At 68.4% G+C, this 17,317-nt stretch carries 17 protein-coding genes, 1 tRNA gene and 1 pseudogene; 8 read left to right on the plus strand and 11 right to left on the minus strand.

The features are described from left to right. Positions 1-180 (plus strand): annotated as a pseudogene (locus tag BM345_RS17305) (twin-arginine translocation pathway signal protein); the annotation flags it as partial. Between the two features lie 7 nt (positions 181-187). Here BM345_RS17305 and BM345_RS17310 read toward each other — a convergent pair. Beyond that, a complete protein-coding gene (locus tag BM345_RS17310; RefSeq protein ID WP_093381478.1) occupies positions 188-748 on the minus strand; it encodes a putative glycolipid-binding domain-containing protein in 561 nt (186 codons plus the stop codon). 147 nt (positions 749-895) lie between these two features. On the opposite strand from BM345_RS17310, the gene BM345_RS17315 reads away from it, so the two are divergent. Further along, positions 896-2,104 (plus strand): Y-family DNA polymerase, encoded by a 1,209-nt coding sequence (locus tag BM345_RS17315; protein ID WP_175545045.1) that lies wholly within the window; start codon positions 896-898, stop codon positions 2,102-2,104. 13 nt (positions 2,105-2,117) lie between these two features. Further along, a complete protein-coding gene (locus tag BM345_RS17320) occupies positions 2,118-2,798 on the plus strand; it encodes a TIGR02117 family protein (RefSeq protein ID WP_093381481.1) in 681 nt (226 codons plus the stop codon). A gap of 3 nt (positions 2,799-2,801) precedes the next feature. Here BM345_RS17320 and BM345_RS17325 read toward each other — a convergent pair whose 3' ends face one another. From BM345_RS17325 to yaaA, 6 genes are all read right to left on the minus strand, one after another. Then, complete coding sequence (locus tag BM345_RS17325) at positions 2,802-3,878, minus strand: purine-nucleoside phosphorylase (RefSeq protein WP_254789789.1); 1,077 nt, start codon at positions 3,876-3,878, stop codon at positions 2,802-2,804. A gap of 69 nt (positions 3,879-3,947) precedes the next feature. Continuing rightward, positions 3,948-4,652: a hypothetical protein gene (locus BM345_RS17330; protein ID WP_093381762.1), complete on the minus strand. Its 705-nt coding sequence runs from the start codon at positions 4,650-4,652 to the stop codon at positions 3,948-3,950. A 55-nt stretch (positions 4,653-4,707) separates the two neighbouring features. Then, on the minus strand, positions 4,708-5,565 hold the full coding sequence (gene queF / locus BM345_RS17335) for an NADPH-dependent 7-cyano-7-deazaguanine reductase QueF (protein WP_093381483.1): 858 nt from the start codon (positions 5,563-5,565) through the stop codon (positions 4,708-4,710). After that, complete coding sequence (locus BM345_RS17340) at positions 5,562-6,467, minus strand: alpha/beta fold hydrolase (protein ID WP_093381484.1); 906 nt, start codon at positions 6,465-6,467, stop codon at positions 5,562-5,564. Before BM345_RS17340 ends, queF begins: the two co-directional genes overlap by 4 nt. Positions 6,468-6,469: 2 nt before the next feature. After that, the gene (locus tag BM345_RS17345; RefSeq protein ID WP_093381486.1) at positions 6,470-7,342 is read right to left on the minus strand and encodes a 2OG-Fe(II) oxygenase; all 873 of its coding nucleotides are present in this window, start codon (positions 7,340-7,342) and stop codon (positions 6,470-6,472) included. Further along, positions 7,339-8,145 carry a peroxide stress protein YaaA gene (gene yaaA / locus BM345_RS17350; protein ID WP_093381487.1) on the minus strand — a complete coding sequence of 269 codons (807 nt, stop codon included), beginning with the start codon at positions 8,143-8,145 and terminating at the stop codon, positions 7,339-7,341. Before yaaA ends, BM345_RS17345 begins: the two co-directional genes overlap by 4 nt. A 226-nt stretch (positions 8,146-8,371) precedes the next feature. Between yaaA and BM345_RS17355 the strand changes: the two genes are divergently transcribed. Together BM345_RS17355 and galU are read left to right on the plus strand one after the other, a co-directional pair. Next, the gene (locus tag BM345_RS17355; RefSeq protein ID WP_093381489.1) at positions 8,372-11,242 is read left to right on the plus strand and encodes a valine--tRNA ligase; all 2,871 of its coding nucleotides are present in this window, start codon (positions 8,372-8,374) and stop codon (positions 11,240-11,242) included. A 70-nt stretch (positions 11,243-11,312) separates the two neighbouring features. Beyond that, on the plus strand, positions 11,313-12,206 hold the full coding sequence (galU, locus tag BM345_RS17360) for a UTP--glucose-1-phosphate uridylyltransferase GalU (protein ID WP_093381491.1): 894 nt from the start codon (positions 11,313-11,315) through the stop codon (positions 12,204-12,206). 76 nt (positions 12,207-12,282) lie between these two features. Here the strand turns inward: galU and BM345_RS17365 are convergent, their stop codons facing one another. From BM345_RS17365 to cysM, 3 genes are read right to left on the minus strand one after another with little or no spacing between them, the layout of a single operon-like run. After that, positions 12,283-12,510 (minus strand): sulfurtransferase TusA family protein, encoded by a 228-nt coding sequence (locus BM345_RS17365; RefSeq protein WP_093381493.1) that lies wholly within the window; start codon positions 12,508-12,510, stop codon positions 12,283-12,285. Continuing rightward, the gene (locus tag BM345_RS17370; RefSeq protein ID WP_093381495.1) at positions 12,500-13,078 is read right to left on the minus strand and encodes an NUDIX hydrolase; all 579 of its coding nucleotides are present in this window, start codon (positions 13,076-13,078) and stop codon (positions 12,500-12,502) included. The genes BM345_RS17365 and BM345_RS17370 overlap by 11 nt, the downstream gene beginning before the upstream one ends. Before the next feature lie 14 nt (positions 13,079-13,092). After that, positions 13,093-13,995, minus strand: coding sequence for a cysteine synthase CysM (cysM, locus tag BM345_RS17375; RefSeq protein ID WP_093381497.1), 903 nt, complete (start codon positions 13,993-13,995; stop codon positions 13,093-13,095). A 43-nt stretch (positions 13,996-14,038) separates the two neighbouring features. On the opposite strand from cysM, the gene BM345_RS17380 reads away from it, so the two are divergent. Both BM345_RS17380 and BM345_RS17385 read left to right on the plus strand, forming a co-directional pair. Continuing rightward, positions 14,039-14,123 (plus strand) — tRNA-Leu (locus tag BM345_RS17380). A gap of 235 nt (positions 14,124-14,358) precedes the next feature. Further along, positions 14,359-15,240, plus strand: coding sequence for a prohibitin family protein (locus BM345_RS17385; RefSeq protein ID WP_217653998.1), 882 nt, complete (start codon positions 14,359-14,361; stop codon positions 15,238-15,240). Positions 15,241-15,255: 15 nt separating this feature from the next. Here BM345_RS17385 and BM345_RS17390 read toward each other — a convergent pair whose 3' ends face one another. Then, on the minus strand, positions 15,256-16,179 hold the full coding sequence (locus BM345_RS17390) for an NAD-dependent epimerase/dehydratase family protein (protein WP_093381501.1): 924 nt from the start codon (positions 16,177-16,179) through the stop codon (positions 15,256-15,258). A gap of 34 nt (positions 16,180-16,213) precedes the next feature. Here BM345_RS17390 and BM345_RS17395 point away from each other — a divergent pair, with 34 nt between their 5' ends. Continuing rightward, positions 16,214-17,275, plus strand: coding sequence for a CDP-6-deoxy-delta-3,4-glucoseen reductase (locus BM345_RS17395; protein ID WP_093381502.1), 1,062 nt, complete (start codon positions 16,214-16,216; stop codon positions 17,273-17,275). Positions 17,276-17,317 lie beyond the last annotated feature (42 nt).

Below are 17,317 nucleotides of genomic sequence, written 5' to 3' on the forward strand. Positions count from 1 at the left end.
GACTACCTGTTCAACATCCCGCAGGACGAGCGCGAACGCGCCAACCTGGGCAGGAAGGAGCCGCAGCGCCTGGACGCGATGCGCGCGGCCTGGGAAGCCTGGAACGGCACCATGCCGCCCATCCCGGAAGACGCGACCGTGAGCCTTGGTTACTCCGTCAAGGACATGCCACAGCGCTGAGCCCCGCTCAGCTCACCGATTCCCAGAGCCCCGGGTAGCGGGTGACGAAACCCTCATCGCCCACCTTGAGCGTTTCCTTGTATTCGAAGCGCGGCGACTCGTAGGCGTACTCGCCGTCGCCTTGCCGCGTGTAGCGTTGCGCCACCGCCGCCAGGGAATCGCCGTCCAGGTCCATCCAGGCCACGGGCACGTCGGCGGCCTCGCCCTTCTTGAGGTTCAGGCGGCGCAACTGCACCAGGTTGGTGGCCGGGGTGAAGCCCAGGTCGAGGTCGATGCAATGGCCCATCTCCGGCACCACTTCGTCGTTGAGCGTCCAGTCGCCGCGCGCATTGCGGGCGATGGCGAAGTCGACCTGGCCCGACCCCACCCAACCGCGCACGCGGCCCCATTTGGTGTGCCAGGCCTTGTCGCAGTACACCCGGTAGTCCAGGCGTGCCGGGCGGCCGTCGGTGTGCTGGAAGACAGCCGCACCGTCGAGCTGCCAGGATTCACCATGCCGCTCCAGCCGGCAGGCGTCGTGCCCCGGCGCATCGAGCCGGCGCCAGAAGATCGTGGCGATGGTCTGCATGATGGCGGCAATGATGGCATCGAAGCGCCCGGCGCACCAGTGGTCCTGCGGCCAGGGGCGATGAACGGCGCGCCGGGCGGAAACGCCCCCAGCCTGCGAAAATCGAGGGTTGTGACCGAACCGATCCGCCGCATCGCCCACCTGGACATGGACGCCTTCTTCGCGTCCGTCGAGTTGCTGCGCTACCCGCAGCTCAAGGGCCTGCCGGTGGTGATCGGCGGCGCCAGGCGCCGCGTGGACGAAGCCATCCTGCGGCACCTGCCCGAGGGCGGCAGCCTCGCGGACGTCCCGGTGAACGCCTTTCCGCTGCTCAAGGACTACGTGGGCCGCGGCGTGATCACCACCGCCACCTACCCGGCGCGCGTCTTCGGCGTGGGCTCGGCCATGGGCATGATGAAGGCGGCCAAGCTGTGCCCGCAGGCCATCGTGCTGCCGGTGGACTTCGACGAGGTGCGCCGCTTCTCGCGCCAGTTCAAGGGCATCATCCGCGACATCGCCCCGCTGATGGAGGACCGCGGCGTGGACGAGGTCTACATCGACTTCACCGAGGTGCCCGGCGGCCAGCGCGAAGGCGGGCGCGTGCTGGCGCGGCTGATCCAGAAATCCATCTTCGAGGCCACCGGCCTGACCTGCTCCATCGGCGTGGCGCCCAACAAGCTCATCGCCAAGATGGCCAGCGAGTTCCAGAAGCCCAACGGCATCTCGGTGGTGTACGAGGACGACCTGCAGACGCGCATCTGGCCCCTGCCCTGCCGCAAGGTCAACGGCATCGGCCCCAAGGCGGACGAGAAGCTCAAGCGCCTGGGCATCGAGACCATGGGCCAGCTGGCCGCCTGCGAGCGCGACTGGCTCATTGCCAACTTCGGCAAGTCCTCCGGCGCCTGGATGCACGAGGTGGCCTGGGGCCGCGACGACCGCCCGGTGGTGACCGAGAGCGAGCCGGTCTCGATGAGCCGCGAGACCACCTTCGAGCGCGACCTGCACGCGGTGCGCGACCGCGCCGAGCTGGGCGCCATCTTCACCCACCTGTGCGAGAAGGTGGCCGAAGATTTGCAGCGCAAGGGCTACGTGGGCAAGACCATCGGCATCAAGCTGCGCTACGACGACTTCAAGATCGCCACGCGCGACCAGACGGTGGCCAGCTTCACCGCCGACGGCAGGCTGATCCGCCAGACCGCCGGCCAGTGCCTCAAGCGCGTACCGCTGGAGCGGCCGCTGCGCCTGCTGGGCGTGCGCGTGGGCACGCTGGCCAGGGCCGACAGCCCCGAGGCCACCACGCCGCCCGTGGAGCGCCCGGCGGGCCGCGTTGCGCGTGCCAGGGCCGAGGTGCAGAACGCCTCCGGCTCGCTGTTCTAGCGTCGCGCACGCCATGCGCAACGCCCTGCGCGGCTTGTTGATCGTGCTGCTGGCGCCGCTGGCGGCGTTGCTTCTCTACTTCGCCATGGCCTGCCTGCTCATGGCCTGGCCCCTCAACCGCGATGCGCCGCGCGAACCCGCCGTGCTCCAGGCCTGGGTGCTGAGCAACGGCGTGCACACCGACCTGGTGCTGCCGCTGCGCGGCCACGGCATGGACTGGACGGCGCTGTTCCCGCCGGCGCATGCGCTCGCCGCGCCGCCGGATGCGCGCTACATCGCCATCGGCTGGGGCGACCGCGAGATCTACCTCTACACGCCGCAGTGGTCCGACCTCAGCGCGCGCCACGCATTGCGCGCCGCGATGGGCCGCAACGGCGCGCTGCTGCATGTGAGCCACCTGCGCGAGGCGGACCTGGCCCAAGGCAAGGCCTACCGCCTGCCGCTGTCGCAGGCGCAGTACGAGCGGCTGGTGGCCCACGTGCGCGCCAGCCTGCCGCAGGGCAAAGCACGGCCGGTGCCGGGCGCGCACTATGCGCGCAACGACGCCTTCTACGAAGCGCTGGGCAGCGCGAACCTCTTTCGCACCTGCAACAGCTGGACCGGCGAAGGGCTGCGCGCGGCCGGCGTGACGGTGGGCCGCTGGACGCCCTTCGACTTCACCGTCACTGCGCACCTGGCGCAAGAGAAGCCCTGAGGCTTACTTCAGCGGCGGGACGCCCGCCTGCCACTGCGTCCAGTTCGTGGTGATGTGGTCCACCACGCGGGTGCCGACCAGCGCGATGTTCTCCACCGTCTCGGCAAAGCCGCCGGCCGTCTCGCCGGGGGCCGGGTCCAGGTGCTGCAGCGTGGTCTCGCGCGGGTTGCCCTGGTCGAAGTTGACGGCGCCACGCAGGCTCATCACGCGGTCGGTGCCATGGGTGCGCTTGATCACCAGCGTGATGGCCGCGGCTTCCATCTCGGTGATGACGTAGTCGTCGGCGCCGTAGAGCTTGGCGATGTACTGCGCCTGGTTGGACATGCCCGGGCCGTGGAAGAAGGTGTCGCCGGTCATGTGCGTGCCGGTTCCCACGAAGGGCGCGCGGCGCGCCGCGGCCTGCGGGTAGCGCTGGCGGTACTTGCGGGCCGAGTCCGAATCCTTCAGCGGCGTGTCGGCCCTCAGCTTCATGGCCCAGCCCACCAGGTCCGGGTTGAGCTTGAATCGGCGGTAGTCCTCGTAGCCCTTGCGCGGCATGAAGGTCGGCTCGCCCGCCTTGTTCTCTTCCGGCGCCCAGCGGTGGCCCAGGTCGTAGTCCACCAGCCAGGTAGCCCAGCTCACTTCGCCGATGGTGCCGCGCGCGGGCGGCGTGCCGGCCACGCCGGAGATCACGTAGTAGGCCTTGGAAAAGTCGAAGGCCGGGTTCAGCAGGATGGCCTGCATCGAGGACGAGGAGTTGACCTTGCCCATGCCCAGCACCGAGCCGCACACGCCGTCGGCATTGCAATACACCGGACCCAGCGCGCCGGGCACGGCGATGGGCGTGGCGCCCTTCCAGTAGCGCTCGTACCAGTGCTGGAACTCGCCGGCGCGGTCGCCGGTGTTCTGGCCGATTTCGAACATGGCGGCGACGAAGACCTTGACCTGCACCGGTGCTGCCTTGGCAGCGGTCGGCGTGGTGGTGGAAGAAGCTGTAGCGCCGGTGCCGGGCGTGGCACAGCCGGCGAGGGCTGCGGCGAGGGCAATGGCGACAGCGCCGCAGGCGGCGCGGCCATGGAAACGGAAGGATGGAATGTTCATGGGGGACTCGTTGCAAGAACCAAGCCCCCGATTCTCACCCCTTGCGCGCCGGCGGCGCCGTGCGCACCCTCAGTCTGCGCCCAGGCGGATGCGAACCGTGCTGTCGTCGCCCACCGAGATCTCGTAGCCCAGGTCGTCGGCGAGGCCCTGCAGCGCCACTGCGTCGATGGCCAGGGCCCGTGGCGCGCGGTGCACGACGGCCGCCTCGGACATGGCGTTTCCGTTGAGCTCGCCGTGCGGGGCCGGCCCCATGCGAAGCAGCAGGCCGTCCTCGGCTTCCGGCGCGATGCTGATCACGGTAGGTTCTTCCGGGCTCGCGTCGTGCAGGTAGTTGAGGCCGCACAGCAGCAGGTAGCGCAGCGCCGCGGCGCGCGGCCAACGCGGCTCATCATCGGCCGTGGGCTGCTCCAACTCGGGCGCGACATCCAGTTGCACACCCTGAAGGCTGAAGGCCGGACGCAGCAGCGACACGCACAGCTGCACCAGGGCCGAACGCGCAATGCCCTCGTCGGAGGTGGCGAGCTCCCAGTTGCGCAGCAGGCGCACGCCTTCGATGAGTTCGCCGATCTGCGACTCGATCAATGCCACGCGCTCGCTGCAGGCCTGGGCGTCGATGTGGGGCGACTCCACCTGGCGCTTGAGCATCAGCATGCCCATGCGCATGACGGACACCGGCCCCACCATGTCATGGCGGAGCGCGGGGAGCACGCGGGTGAGCAGTTCGTGTCGAACGCCTGCCGCGATCCAGCTGCGGGCGGCGGGCGAGGCCTTCATCATCCGGGCAGTATCGATGGACGGGCTGGGGCGGCGTGTAGGAACACGTCGACAGCTACTGTCGAGCCGTCCGGACGTTGGCCGGCAGCGCCTGCGGCCAGCTGGCGCGGAAGGGATTGATGTCCAGCCCGCCGCGGCGCGTGTAGCGCGCATACACCGCCAGCTTGGTGGGGCGGCAGCGCTGCCAGATGTCGGTGAAGATGCGCTCGGCGCATGGCTCGTGGAATTCGTTGTGCTGGCGGTAGCTCACGATGTACTGCAGCAGCCCGGCCTGGTCGATCTGCGGGCCGCTGTAGCGGATCTGCACGCTGCCCCAGTCCGGCTGGCCGGTGACCAGGCAGTTGCTCTTGAGCAGGCGGCTGGTGAGCGTCTCGGTGACCGGGATTTCATCGAAGGCGGCGCTGAGCAGATCGGGCGCGGGCTGGTAGCGGGTGCACTCCAGGTCCAGCCGGTCCAGGTCGACGCCATCCATCTCGTGCACCTGCTCGCGGTCGAACATCTCCGGCGCCAGCAGCTTCACGCCCACGCGGCCGCTGCGCTCGCTGCCACGCCACACTGCTTCGCTCAGGTCGTCCGCCAGCCGCTCGCGCACGGCGGCCGCATCGGGAAACACGCTGCTGTTGAAGCTGTTGAGGTAGAGCTTGAAGGACTTGCTCTCGATGATGTTGGCCGTCTCGCACGGAATGGTGAAGTGCGCGATGGCCAACTGCGGCTTGCCGCGCGCGTTCAGCCAGCTCAGCTCGAAGGCGGTCCACAAGTCGGCGCCGAAGAAGGGCAGCGCACTCTCCTGGATGCCCATGGTGGCGCGCTGCGTCTCGCGGGCGATGGGAAAGAGCTGCGTGGGGTCGTATTGGTCGACGTAGGCCGAGGCACGGCCCAGCTGCGACTGCTCGGGGGTGTTGGAAAGGGTCATGGCGCGGTGTCCTTCGCAGGAACCGAAGCGAGGAAAGGGATGATGTGGGCCAGCAGCAGCCGGTTCACCGGCGGCGGGAAGTCGTGCCCCATGCCGGGAATGCTGAAGAAGCGCGCACCGGCGATGCGACGCGCGGTGTCGCGGCCGGCCGCGATGGGCACCAGCCGGTCGGCCTCGCCATGCAGCACCAGCGTCGGGCAGCGGATGCGGCCCAGCTCGTCGGGACGGCGGCCGGTGTCGGCGCCGATGGCCAGCATCTGGCGCAACAGGCCTGCCGGGCGGTAGGCACGGCGCATGGCGAAGGTGACGCGTTCGCGCAGGTCCTGCTCGTCGCAGGGATAGGCCGGGCTCTCGATGAGCCGGATGAAGCCCAGGCTGTAGGCCACCAGCGCCTCTTCGCTGCGCCCCGGCGGACGCCGGAACAGGCCCGCCGCCACCTTCGGGTCGGGTCCGGGCAGGCCGCGCGCGCCGCTGGAACTCATGATGCTGGTGAGGGAGAGCACCCGCTGCGGCGCGCTGGAAGCCACGCGCTGCGCGATCATGCCGCCCATCGAAGCGCCGACGACGTGCGCCTGCTCGATGCCCAGCGCGTCGAGCACGCCCAGCGAATCATTGGCCATGTCCTGCAGCGTGTAGGGCGAGCGCACTGGCAGGCCCAGCCGCGCGCGCACCGACTGCCACACGAAGTTGTGTCGCGGCGCATGGTCGAAGCCTTCGGACAGGCCGATGTCGCGGTTGTCGTGGCGGATCACGCGGAACCCTGCGTCCACCAGCGGCTGCACGAAGTCCCGCGGCCAGCCGATCAGTTGCATGCCCAGGCCCATGATGAGCAGCACCACCGGCCCGTCCTGCGGGCCCTGGTCGTCCACCTCGATCTCGATGCCGTTGGCGCGGACCTTCATGCTCAGTTGAACTCCCGCTCGCGCAGCCACTTGGTGGCCACCCATTTCTCTCCCGCGAGCACCGGCGCGCCCCCGTGCAGGGTGCGGGTGGCCGGATCGGGCCGTTCGTAGCTGAAGAAGACGCCGGTGCCCCGGCAGGGCGCCACTTCCAGGCCGACATCGGGGAAGGTGGTGCCGCCGCCCTGCGCCGGCGCCTGCAGGTAGATCACCAGCGTGGCCAGGCGCTGGCCGCCGCGGCGCAGGATGGTGGGCGTGCCCGGCTCGGCGGGGTCGAAGTAGTCGTAGTGCGGGCGGTACTGCGCGCCCGGCGCATAGCGCAGGATCTGCAGGCCCTCGCCGTATTCCACCGGCCAGTTCAGCAGCCGGGCGATGCGCGCCTCGATGCGCTGCACCACCGCGTTCTCGCCGCGGGTGAAGAACATGCCGTCGCTGGTGCGGTCGACGTTGAGCGCTTCACCGCCGGTCTTGGTCTCCACCGTGAGCGAGCGCGCCAGGCGCTCGCGCGCGCCGTCGATGAGGGCATCGCACTCCTCGTCCGACAGCAGGTCGCCGAAGACCACCACCCGCGGATGACGCATGGTGAGCTGCACCCGCACCTGGCGGTCGCCCGCATCGATCAGCGTGGGGGCGCCTTCCATTGCCGGGCCCGGCATGGCGGTGGTCGGCTGCGACGGTCGACCTGCTGGCATCGCGGTCTCGGCAAGCACCTCTGTACCGAGCGCCGCGTCGATGGCGTCCGGCATCCAGCCGGCCTCGCGCATGGAGCTGCGCAAGGCGGCAACGGTGTGGCCGGCGGCGAGTTGCTCGTCCACCCAGCGGCGCAGGTCGTCGCTGATCGGCTGGCGGGAGTAGGAGGCTTGCTGCTGGTCGGTCATGGGCTTTTCCTGCGGAACACCATGCGGTCGGGACGGGAGGCGGCGGCAACGAAAGCATAGCCTTCGAGGTCGAATCGCTCCAGCGCCTGCGGCGTGGCCGCGCGGTGCAGCACGGCCCAGCGCGCCATCAGGCCGCGGGCGCGCTTGGCGAAGAAGCTGATGATCTTGTACTGCCCGCCGCCGGCCTTGCCGGGCTGGGGCTTCCATTCCTCGAACACGCACTCGACCACGCGGGCCTTGAGCGCCTTCAGGTCCACCGCGCGAAAGTATTCCTGCGAGGCCAGGTTGATCACCACCGGCGTGGCATCGGCCGCAGCACGCGTGTTGAGGTAGGCCGAGATGCGCTTGCCCCAGAAGGCGTAGAGGTCCTTGCCCTTGGGGTTGGCCAGCTGCGTGCCCATTTCCAGGCGGTAGGGCTGCAGGCGGTCCAGCGGGCGCAGCACGCCATAGAGGCCGCTGAGGATCACCACGTGCTGCTGCGCCCAATCCAGCTGTTCGGGGCTGAGCGACTTCGCGTCCAGCCCGCCGTACACGTCGCCGTCGAAGGCCAGCGCCGCCTGGCGCGAGTTCTCGGGCGTGCTCCTGGCGCGCCAGTCGGCGTAGCGGCCGACGTTGAGCAGGGACAGCTTGTCCGACAGGTCCATCAGCTGCGAGATGTCCTGCGGCGACTTCTGGCGCAGGATGCGGATCAGTTCCACCGAGGGGCCGCGCGGGCTCTCGAAATGGGGCGTGGTGGCGGGAAGATCGGCGGGAATGTCGCTTTCGTAGTCGAGCGACTTGGCAGGAGACAGCAGGAAGAGCATCGAGGGATTATCGGGTGACCCCTGCCGGCGAGCAGGCCGGCCGGGCAATCGCCCGGCACGGCACCGGCGCAAGTGGCCGCATCGCCTTAAAATCGATGGCTTTCCGGCCCTTGGGCCGCCCTGCGGCATCCTGCGGGATGTCCTTCCTGCCTGCACCACCCCGGCGCCGCGAGGCCCGCCACGGGCGGCAGGCGACCGCTTCCCTACCCGCTTTCTGCCCCCTGCCATGAGCGACACCCCGAACCAGCCCGGCCTCCAGAGCCTGTCCAAGTCCTTCGAACCCGCCGCGCTGGAAGCGCACTGGGGTCCCGAATGGGAGCGCCGCGGCTATGCCAAGGCCGGCTATCGCGGCACGCAGGCCGCCAAGGCCGGGCAGCCGGCCTTCTCCATCCAGCTGCCGCCGCCCAACGTGACCGGCACGCTGCACATGGGCCATGCCTTCAACCAGACCATCATGGACAGCCTCACCCGCTACCACCGGATGAAGGGCGACAACACGCTGTGGGTGCCGGGCTCGGACCATGCCGGCATCGCCACGCAGATCGTGGTGGAGCGCCAGTTGCAGGAGCAGGGCCAGAGCCGCCATGACCTGGGCCGCAAGAACTTCGTCGCCCGCGTGTGGGAATGGAAGGAGAAGTCCGGCAACACCATCACCAACCAGATGCGCCGCCTGGGCGACTCGGTGGATTGGAGCCGCGAGTACTTCACCATGGACGATCGCCTTTCGAAGATCGTCACGCAGACCTTCGTGCAGCTGTACAACGAAGGCCTCATCTACCGCGGCAAGCGCCTGGTCAACTGGGACCCGGTGCTCAAGACAGCGGTGAGCGACCTGGAAGTGGAGAGCGAGGAGGAAGACGGCTTCCTCTGGCACATCCGCTACCCGCTGGCCGATGGCAGCGGCGAGCTCACCGTGGCCACCACCCGCCCCGAAACCATGCTGGGCGACACGGCCGTGATGGTCCACCCCGAGGACGAGCGCTACAAGGCGCTGATCGGCAAGCAGGTGCGCCTGCCGCTGGTGGACCGCCTGATCCCGGTCATCGCCGACGACTACGTCGACAAGGAATTCGGCACCGGCGTGGTCAAGGTCACGCCCGCGCACGACCACAACGACTATGCCGTCGGCCTGCGCCACCAGTTGCCCATCATCGGCGTGCTCACGCTCGATGCGACCATCAACGAGAACGCGCCCGAGAAATACCGCGGGCAAGACCGCTTCGTGGCCCGCAAGTCGGTGCTGGCCGACCTGGAGGCCCTGGGCCTGCTGGTCGAGACCAAGAAGCACAAGCTGATGGTGCCGCGCTGCGCCCGCACCGGCGCGGTGGTCGAGCCCATGCTCACCGACCAGTGGTTCGTGGCCATGACCAAGCCAGGCAACGACGGCACGTCGATCGCCCACAAGGCCATCGAGGCCGTGCGCTCGGGCGAGGTGAAGTTCGTGCCCGAGAACTGGGTCAACACCTACAACCACTGGATGGAGAACATCCAGGACTGGACCATCTCGCGCCAGCTGTGGTGGGGCCACCAGATCCCTGCCTGGTACGACGAAGATGGCAAGGTCTACGTGGCCCACGACGAGGCCGAGGCCCTGGCGCAAGCGCCCGGCAAGACGCTGCGCCGCGACGAGGACGTGCTGGACACCTGGTACTCCTCGGCCCTGGTGCCCTTCTCCACCCTGGGCTGGCCCGAGGAGACCGAGGACCTGGCGCTGTACCTGCCCTCCAGCGTGCTGGTCACCGGCTACGACATCATCTTCTTCTGGGTCGCCCGGATGATCATGATGACCAAGCACTTCACCGGCAAGGTGCCCTTCCGCGAGGTCTACATCCACGGCCTGGTGCGCGATTCGCACGGCCACAAGATGAGCAAGTCCGAGGGCAACGTGCTCGACCCGGTCGACCTGATCGACGGCATCGACCTGCCCACGCTGCTGGACAAGCGCACGCAGGGCCTGCGCAAGCCCGAGACCGCGCCCACGGTGCGCAAGAACACGCAGAAGGAATTCCCCGAGGGCATCCCGGCCTTCGGCGCGGACGCGCTGCGCTTCACCTTCGCATCGCTGGCCTCGCTGGGCCGCAGCATCAACTTCGACAGCAAGCGCTGCGAGGGCTACCGCAACTTCTGCAACAAGCTCTGGAACGCCACCCGCTTCGTGCTGATGAACTGCGAGGGCTTCGACTGCGGCCTGCGCGAGCACACCAAGGAAGAGTGCCAGCCGGGTGGCCCGGCGCACGGCTACCTGAGCTTCTCGCAGGCCGATCGCTGGATCGCGTCCAAGCTGCAGCGCGTGGAGGCCGAAGTGGCCCAGGGCTTCGACGCCCTGCGCCTGGACAACGTGGCCAACGCCATCTACCAGTTCGCCTGGGACGAGTTTTGCGACTGGTACCTGGAAATCGCCAAGGTGCAACTGCAGACCGGCGACGAGTCGCAGCAGCGCGCGACGCGCCGCACGCTCATCCGCACGCTGGAGGCGCTCCTGCGCCTGGCCCATCCGCTCATTCCCTTCATCACCGAGGAACTGTGGCAGAAGGTGGCGCCCGTGGCCGGCCGCCAGGGCGAGTCGATCATGATCTCGGCCTATCCCGAGACCCAGCCCGGCAAGATCGACGAGGCCGCCGAGGCGTACGCCGCGCGCCTGAAGGCGCTGGTGGATGCCTGCCGCACGCTGCGCGGCGAGATGAAGGTCTCGCCCGCCACCCGCCTGCCGCTGTATGCCGTTGCGGACGACGCCGACAGCGCGGCCTTCCTGCGCAGCGCCGCGCCGGTGCTGCAGGCACTGGGCAAGCTCAGCGAAGTGAAGGTGTTCGACGACGAGGCTTCCTGGACCACGGCCGCCGAGGCCGCGCCGGTGGCCGTGGTCGGCCCGGCCCGCCTGTGCCTGCACATGGAGATCGACAAGGGCGCGGAGAAGGCGCGCATCGCCAAGGAACTCGCGCGCATCGAGGGCGAGATCACCAAGGCCAACGCCAAGCTGGGCAACGAGGCCTTCGTGGCCAAGGCGCCGCCAGCCGTCATTGCGCAGGAAAAACAACGGGTTGCGAACTTTTCCGCGATGCTGACTAGGCTGAAAGACCAGTTAGTGCGTCTTGGCTGACGTTGAAGGCCACCTGGGGCCTTTAGGATAGGAATCTGTGTCTCAGATTCCTTAACTCAGAGTTTCCAGCATGCCCAATTCGACGACGACGAGTATCCGGAAGGCCGTTTTCCCCGTAGCGGGCTTCGGCACCCGCTTCCTCCCCGCCACCAAGGCGCAGCCCAAGGAAATGCTGCCCGTGGTGGACAAGCCGCTGATCCAGTACGCCGTCGAGGAGGCCTACGAGGCTGGCATCCGCGACATGATCTTCGTGACCGGCCGCAACAAGCGCGCCATCGAGGACCACTACGACACCGCCTACGAGCTGGAAAGCCAGCTCGAGGCCCAGCAGAAGACGGCCCTGCTGGACATCGCCCGCTCGGTGGTGCCCGAGGACATGACCTGCTCCTACGTGCGCCAGCCCCGCATGCTGGGCCTGGGCCATGCGGTGCTGTGCGCCGAGCACCTGGTGGGCAAGGAGCCCTTCGCCGTGCTGCTGGCCGACGACCTGATGGTGGGCCCCAAGGGCGGCCAGGGCATCCTGCAGCAGATGGTGGCTGCGCACGCGCGCCTGGGCGGCTCGATCCTGGCGGTGCAGGAAGTGCCGCTGGAACACGTCAAGCGCTACGGCATCGTGGCTGGCGATGCGGTCGAGAACGGCCTCACCCGCGTGCGCCGCATGATCGAGAAGCCGAGTCCCGACGTCGCCCCGTCGCGCCTGGGCGTGGCGGGCCGCTACATCCTCTCGCCCTCGGTGTTCGCGCAGATCCGCAACCAGCCAAAGGGCGCGGGCGGCGAGATCCAGCTCACCGACGGCATCGCGGCGTTGCTGGACAAGGAATCGGTCTACGCCTATGCCTACGAAGGCACCCGATACGACTGCGGCAGCAAGGAAGGCTTCCTTCAGGCCAGTGTGGAACTGGCGCTGGCGCATCCCGAAGTGGGTGGGCAGTTCCGCGAATACCTCAAGGGCCTGAAGCTCTGAGGCTTGCGCACCGCCGGCGCACGCCGGCTGCAAGACGAGGCCGGGTCGAGCCCGGCCTTTTCATGGGCGCAGCAACTCAGCGCCGCTTGAGCACGTGGATGTAGTCGGTGCCCTCGGTCTGCTGTTCGACCAGCTCGTTGCCGGTCTGGCGCGAGAAGGCCTGGAAGTCGCGCACCGAACCGGGGTCGGTGGCGACCACGCGCAACAGCTGGCCGCTCTGCATCTCGTTGAGCGACTTCTTCGCCTTCAGGATGGGCAGCGGGCAGTTCAGCCCGCGGGTATCGATTTCGCGATCAACCTGCACGTTGTGGCTCCTCCGGCGGCAGGTTCAGGCCCCTGCGCCGCTCTTCGTTCTCTTCCTGCGTGAAAAACACCGGCTCGTGGCCCCGCGTGCGCAGCCAGTCGGCCAGCGCATAGCCCGTGCCTGCGGGCCAGCACTTGAGCTGGGGCAGGTCGTAGAGCCTGTAGTCGACCAGCTCGGGCGAGAGCTTCACCTCGCCGTCGGCCACCACATGGTAGGCGATGATCACCTGGTTCATGCGCTGGAAGTCGTAGGCGCCCACGATCTTCGTGAAGCTCACGTCGAGGTTGGTCTCTTCCTTGACCTCGCGCATGATGCCCTCCTCGGGCGTCTCGCCGGCCTCCATGAAGCCGGTGATGAGCGCGAACATCTTGCCCGGCCAGGCCGCATTGCGCGCCAGCAGCACCTGGCCGCGGTACTCGACGATGGCGGCCAGCACCGGCGTCGGGTTGTTCCAGTGCGTGTGGCCGCAGGCCGGGCAGCGCAGCCGCTCCGTGGGGCCGCTGTCTTCGACTTGCGTGATCCATTCCAGCGGCGTAGCGCAGACCTGGCAGAACTTGGGCTGGGGCATAAGCGGGCTCCTGCTCAGGCGGGGAAGACGCCGGTGGACAGGTAGCGGTCGCCGCGGTCGCACACCACGAAGACGATGGTGGCGTTCTCCACCGTCCGGGCCACCTGCAGGGCCACCCACAGCGCGCCGGCCGACGAGATGCCCGCGAAGATGCCTTCCTCGCGCGCCAGGCGACGGCAGGTTTCCTCGGCATGGTCCTGGCTCACGTTGACGGTCTCGTCGACGCGGCTGGGGTCGTAGATCTTGGGCAGGTATTCCTGCGGCCACTTGCGGATGCCGGGGATGCGCGAGCCTTCGTCGGGCTGCGCACCCACGATGCGGATGGCCGGGTTCTTTTCCTTGAGGAATCGCGACACGCCGGTGATGGTGCCGGTGGTGCCCATCGCGCTCACGAAGTGCGTGATCTTGCCGCCCGTTTGCTCCCACAGCTCGGGGCCGGTGGTCTCGTAGTGGATGCGCGGGTTGTCGGGGTTGGCGAACTGGTCGAGCACGCGGCCTTTGCCCTGCCCCACCATCTGCTCGGCCAGGTCGCGGGCGTATTCCATGCCGCCGCTCTTGGGCGTGAGCACCAGCTCGGCGCCGAAGGCCTTCATCGTCTGGGCGCGTTCCACCGAGAGGTCTTCCGGCATGATCAGCACCATGCGGTAGCCGCGCACGGCGGCCGCCATGGCCAGGGCGATGCCGGTGTTGCCAGAGGTGGCTTCGATGAGCGTGTCGCCCGGCTTGATCTCGCCGCGCTCCTCGGCGCGCCTGATCATCGAGAGGGCCGGGCGGTCCTTGACCGAACCTGCGGGGTTGTTGCCTTCGAGCTTGGCGAGGATCACGTTGCCGCGCTTGGCGTTGTCCGCCGCTTCGATTCTTTGCAGCGCCACCAGGGGCGTCTTGCCAATGGCGTCTTCGATCGTCGGGTACTTCATGGCAAGCACTGTGCCATAATTTCGGGCTCCCTTCCCTCCAGCTGCCGGAGTGGTGAAATTGGTAGACGCAGGGGACTCAAAATCCCCCGCCGCAAGGCGTGCCGGTTCGATTCCGGCCTCCGGCACCAGCCTCTTCCAGGGCTGACTTTCAGCGCCGTTCGGGCGCATTGCTTTTTTCAAGACTTCCCCCGCCCTGCGCGGCAGTGCCAAGTTTTCGGCATCGCCACAACGTGCGTGCTGCGCCACGGCCTCAAATTCCGAAGGCTCATCGATACTTCCCCGCGGATGCAGTCGCCCGGAGGCCGAGAGCAACGGCCCGAGCTTGGCCCTGCACCGAATCCGAACTTGGAGGGAGAAGTCTCGATGGAAGTGAACTACAGGTACGTGCGCTGGGGCGCCGTCGGCCTGGCGCTGCTGGTCGCCGGTGCCATCGTCAACCCGCTGCACACGGTGCCCACCGGCCACCGCGGCGTGATCACGGTGGGGGGCAACATCAAGGGCATCCAGAGCGAGGGCTACCTCCTGCTGTGGCCATGGGAGAAGCTCAACATCTTCAACGTGCGCGCCGAGCAGGCCGACATCGAGAAGGCCGAGGGCAGCACCTCCGACCTGCAGCCGGTGACCACCAGCCTCACGGTGCGCTACAGCGTGTTGCCCAACAAGGTGGCGGAGGTGTTCGAGCAGTACAGCAAGGACGGCAACCTCGACAGCTACATCAGCACCGCCACGCAGGAAACCTTCAAGGCGGTGACAGCAAAATTCACCGCGCCCGAACTCATCGCCAAGCGCGCCATCGTCTCCAACGAAATCGGCTCGCAGTTGCGCGTGAAGGTTGCCCTGTACGGTGCGCACATCATCAACATCGACATGCGCAACTTCTCCTTCTCGCGCGAGTACATGGCCGCGATCAACGAGAAGGCGACGCAGGAGCAGTTGCGCCAGGCGGCGGAGAACAAGGTGCTGACGGTGACGGCCGAGCAGAAGCAGAAGGTCGCGGTCGCCGAGGCCGAGGCAACGGCCCAGAAGGCACGCGCCGATGGCGAGGCCTACGCTGCGCTGAAGATCGCCACCGCCCAAGCGGACGCCCTGAAGGTGCAGAACCTCGCGCTGGCCCAGAACAAGGACGTGCTGGAGCTGCGCCGCATCGAGGTCGAGCTGGAAAAGGCCAGGCGCTGGGACGGCAAGCTGCCGACCAACGTCTATGGTTCGGCGCCGATGCCCTTCCTCAGCATCGACAAGAAGTAGCCCGCCCGCAGGCCTTCAGCGGCCCCTGAGCCCCTCGCTGACCGTCGGGTAGCGCAGCCGCAGGCGCAACTCCCGCTTCATCCGCGTGTTGCTCATGCGACGCGATTCGCCCATGAAGCTCAGCAGCTGCACGGGAAGTTGCCCCTGCGCATCGTTGCGCCCGACGCGCGGCGGACGCTCCATGCCATAGATGTCGGCCGCCAGGTCAAAGTAGTCGCCCATCAGCATCTCGCTGTCGTCGCTCACGTGAAACACGCGCTGCGCACCGCCGCGCCACAGGGCCAGCATGCAGGCGCGGGCCAGGTCGTCGGCGTGGATGTGGTTGGTGTAGACATCGTCCTCACACCGCAGCACCGGCGTGCCACGCGCCAGGCGCTCGCGTGGCGTGCCGCCCTCGCGGTCGTTCGCGTAGATGCCAGGGATGCGCAGGATGCGCGCCTGCACGCCCGCGCGGCCCAGCCAGCGCACGGCGCGCTCGGCGTCCACGCGGCGGTGCGCCCGGGGCGTGTCGGGCGCCAGCGCGCGCGACTCGTCGATGCGCGCGCCGCCGCAGTCCCCGTACACGCCGCTGGTGGAGCCATAGACCAGCGCAAGCGGCAGGCTGCGCCGGCGCAGGGCCTGCACCAGCGCCGTGGTGCGGCCATCGCGCCACCAGCGACCCGATTCGACACGCGGCGGCGCCAGGTGCAGCACGCGGTCGGCAAGCCCCGCCAGGCGTTGCAGGCTGGCCGGATCGTCCAGATCGGCGACGATGGGCGTGAGACCGGCCGCGCGCAACTCCGGCACGCGCCCGAGCGACGAGGTCAGGCCCAGCAGGCGCACCCGGCCGGCCATCAGGCGGGCGGCGCGCAGGCCGACGTCGCCACATCCGACGATCAGCACCCGCTGGCGGCGAAAGCGCGAGGGCAGCGCCCCGAGGGGACTATGGATTGCAGGCAAAATTCCATCCTTTAGCGAGAGACAAAGAATACCCATGAGTGCAGGGTCGCCCGAGGCGGGCTTTTCCATCACCATCGAGCCGAGCGGACGCCATTTCGCCGCCCAGGGCGACGAAACCATCCTGGCGGCGGCCATTCGCCAGGGCATCGGCCTTCCCTACGGCTGCAAGGACGGCGCCTGCGGCTCCTGCAAATGCAAGAAGCTGTCAGGCGAGGTCGAGATCGGCGCCCACCAGAGCAAGGCCCTGAGCGCCGAGGAGCAGATCAACGGCTACGTGCTCACCTGCTGCTCGCGCGCCAAGACCGACGTGGTGCTCGAGTCGCGCCAGGTCACCGAGGCCGGTGCCTTTCCGGTGCGCAAGATGCCGGTGCGGGTTCAGGCCCTCACCCGCCTGTCGCACGACGTCATGGGCATCCGCCTGCAGATGCCGGCGGGCGAGCCGCTGCAGTTCCATGCGGGCCAGTACGTCGAATTCATCCTGCAGGGCGGCGTGCGCCGCAGCTACTCGATGGCCAACGCGCCGCACACGCTGGCGCAGCCGGGCCACGGGGTGGAACTGCACATCCGCCACATGCCGGGCGGCCGCTTCACCGACCACGTCTTCGGCGGGATGAAGGAAAAAGAGATCCTGCGCATCGAAGGCCCCTACGGCAGCTTCTTCCTGCGCGAGGATTCCGACAAGCCCGTGGTGCTGCTGGCCTCGGGCACCGGCTTCGCGCCCATCAAGGCGCTGATCGAGCACATGGAGCACAAGGGCATCACCCGGCCCGCCGTTCTGTACTGGGGCGGCCGCCGGCCCGAGGACCTGTACATGGACGATTGGCTGAAGGACTGCATGACGCGCATGCCCAACCTGCACTACGTGCCGGTGGTGTCCAACGCCGTGCCCGAGGACAACTGGACCGGCCGCACCGGCTTCGTCCACCTCGCCGTGCTGGAAGACATCCCCGACCTGTCGGGCCACCAGGTGTATGCCTGCGGTGCGCCCATCGTGGTCGATTCGGCGCACAAGGACTACGTGGCGCGCGCCGGACTGCCGGACGAGGAGTTCTTCGCGGACTCCTTCACCTCCGAAGCCGACAAGGCCGTGCCCTGACCCATTCCGACAAGCAAGACAAGCACATCCAGAGAAAGAGAC

The organism is Variovorax sp. OV329, from assembly GCF_900114785.1.
Lineage (GTDB): Bacteria > Pseudomonadota > Gammaproteobacteria > Burkholderiales > Burkholderiaceae_C > Variovorax.

Excerpts from the sequence above, each read along its gene's own strand:
- galU (WP_093381491.1), top strand. The coding sequence starts at position 11,313 with ATGCCCAATTCGACGACGACGAGTATCCGGAAGGCCGTTTTCCCCGTA.
- BM345_RS17345 (WP_093381486.1), bottom strand. The coding sequence starts at position 7,342 with ATGACCGACCAGCAGCAAGCCTCCTACTCCCGCCAGCCGATCAGCGAC.
- BM345_RS17310 (WP_093381478.1), bottom strand. The coding sequence starts at position 748 with ATGCAGACCATCGCCACGATCTTCTGGCGCCGGCTCGATGCGCCGGGG.
- BM345_RS17320 (WP_093381481.1), top strand. The coding sequence starts at position 2,118 with ATGCGCAACGCCCTGCGCGGCTTGTTGATCGTGCTGCTGGCGCCGCTG.
- queF (WP_093381483.1), bottom strand. The coding sequence starts at position 5,565 with ATGACCCTTTCCAACACCCCCGAGCAGTCGCAGCTGGGCCGTGCCTCG.
- BM345_RS17370 (WP_093381495.1), bottom strand. The coding sequence starts at position 13,078 with ATGCCCCAGCCCAAGTTCTGCCAGGTCTGCGCTACGCCGCTGGAATGG.
- yaaA (WP_093381487.1), bottom strand. The coding sequence starts at position 8,145 with ATGCTCTTCCTGCTGTCTCCTGCCAAGTCGCTCGACTACGAAAGCGAC.
- BM345_RS17330 (WP_093381762.1), bottom strand. The coding sequence starts at position 4,652 with ATGAAGGCCTCGCCCGCCGCCCGCAGCTGGATCGCGGCAGGCGTTCGA.
- BM345_RS17340 (WP_093381484.1), bottom strand. The coding sequence starts at position 6,467 with ATGAAGGTCCGCGCCAACGGCATCGAGATCGAGGTGGACGACCAGGGC.
- BM345_RS17395 (WP_093381502.1), top strand. The coding sequence starts at position 16,214 with ATGAGTGCAGGGTCGCCCGAGGCGGGCTTTTCCATCACCATCGAGCCG.
- BM345_RS17315 (WP_175545045.1), top strand. The coding sequence starts at position 896 with ATGGACGCCTTCTTCGCGTCCGTCGAGTTGCTGCGCTACCCGCAGCTC.
- cysM (WP_093381497.1), bottom strand. The coding sequence starts at position 13,995 with ATGAAGTACCCGACGATCGAAGACGCCATTGGCAAGACGCCCCTGGTG.
- BM345_RS17355 (WP_093381489.1), top strand. The coding sequence starts at position 8,372 with ATGAGCGACACCCCGAACCAGCCCGGCCTCCAGAGCCTGTCCAAGTCC.
- BM345_RS17325 (WP_254789789.1), bottom strand. The coding sequence starts at position 3,878 with ATGAACATTCCATCCTTCCGTTTCCATGGCCGCGCCGCCTGCGGCGCT.
- BM345_RS17385 (WP_217653998.1), top strand. The coding sequence starts at position 14,359 with ATGGAAGTGAACTACAGGTACGTGCGCTGGGGCGCCGTCGGCCTGGCG.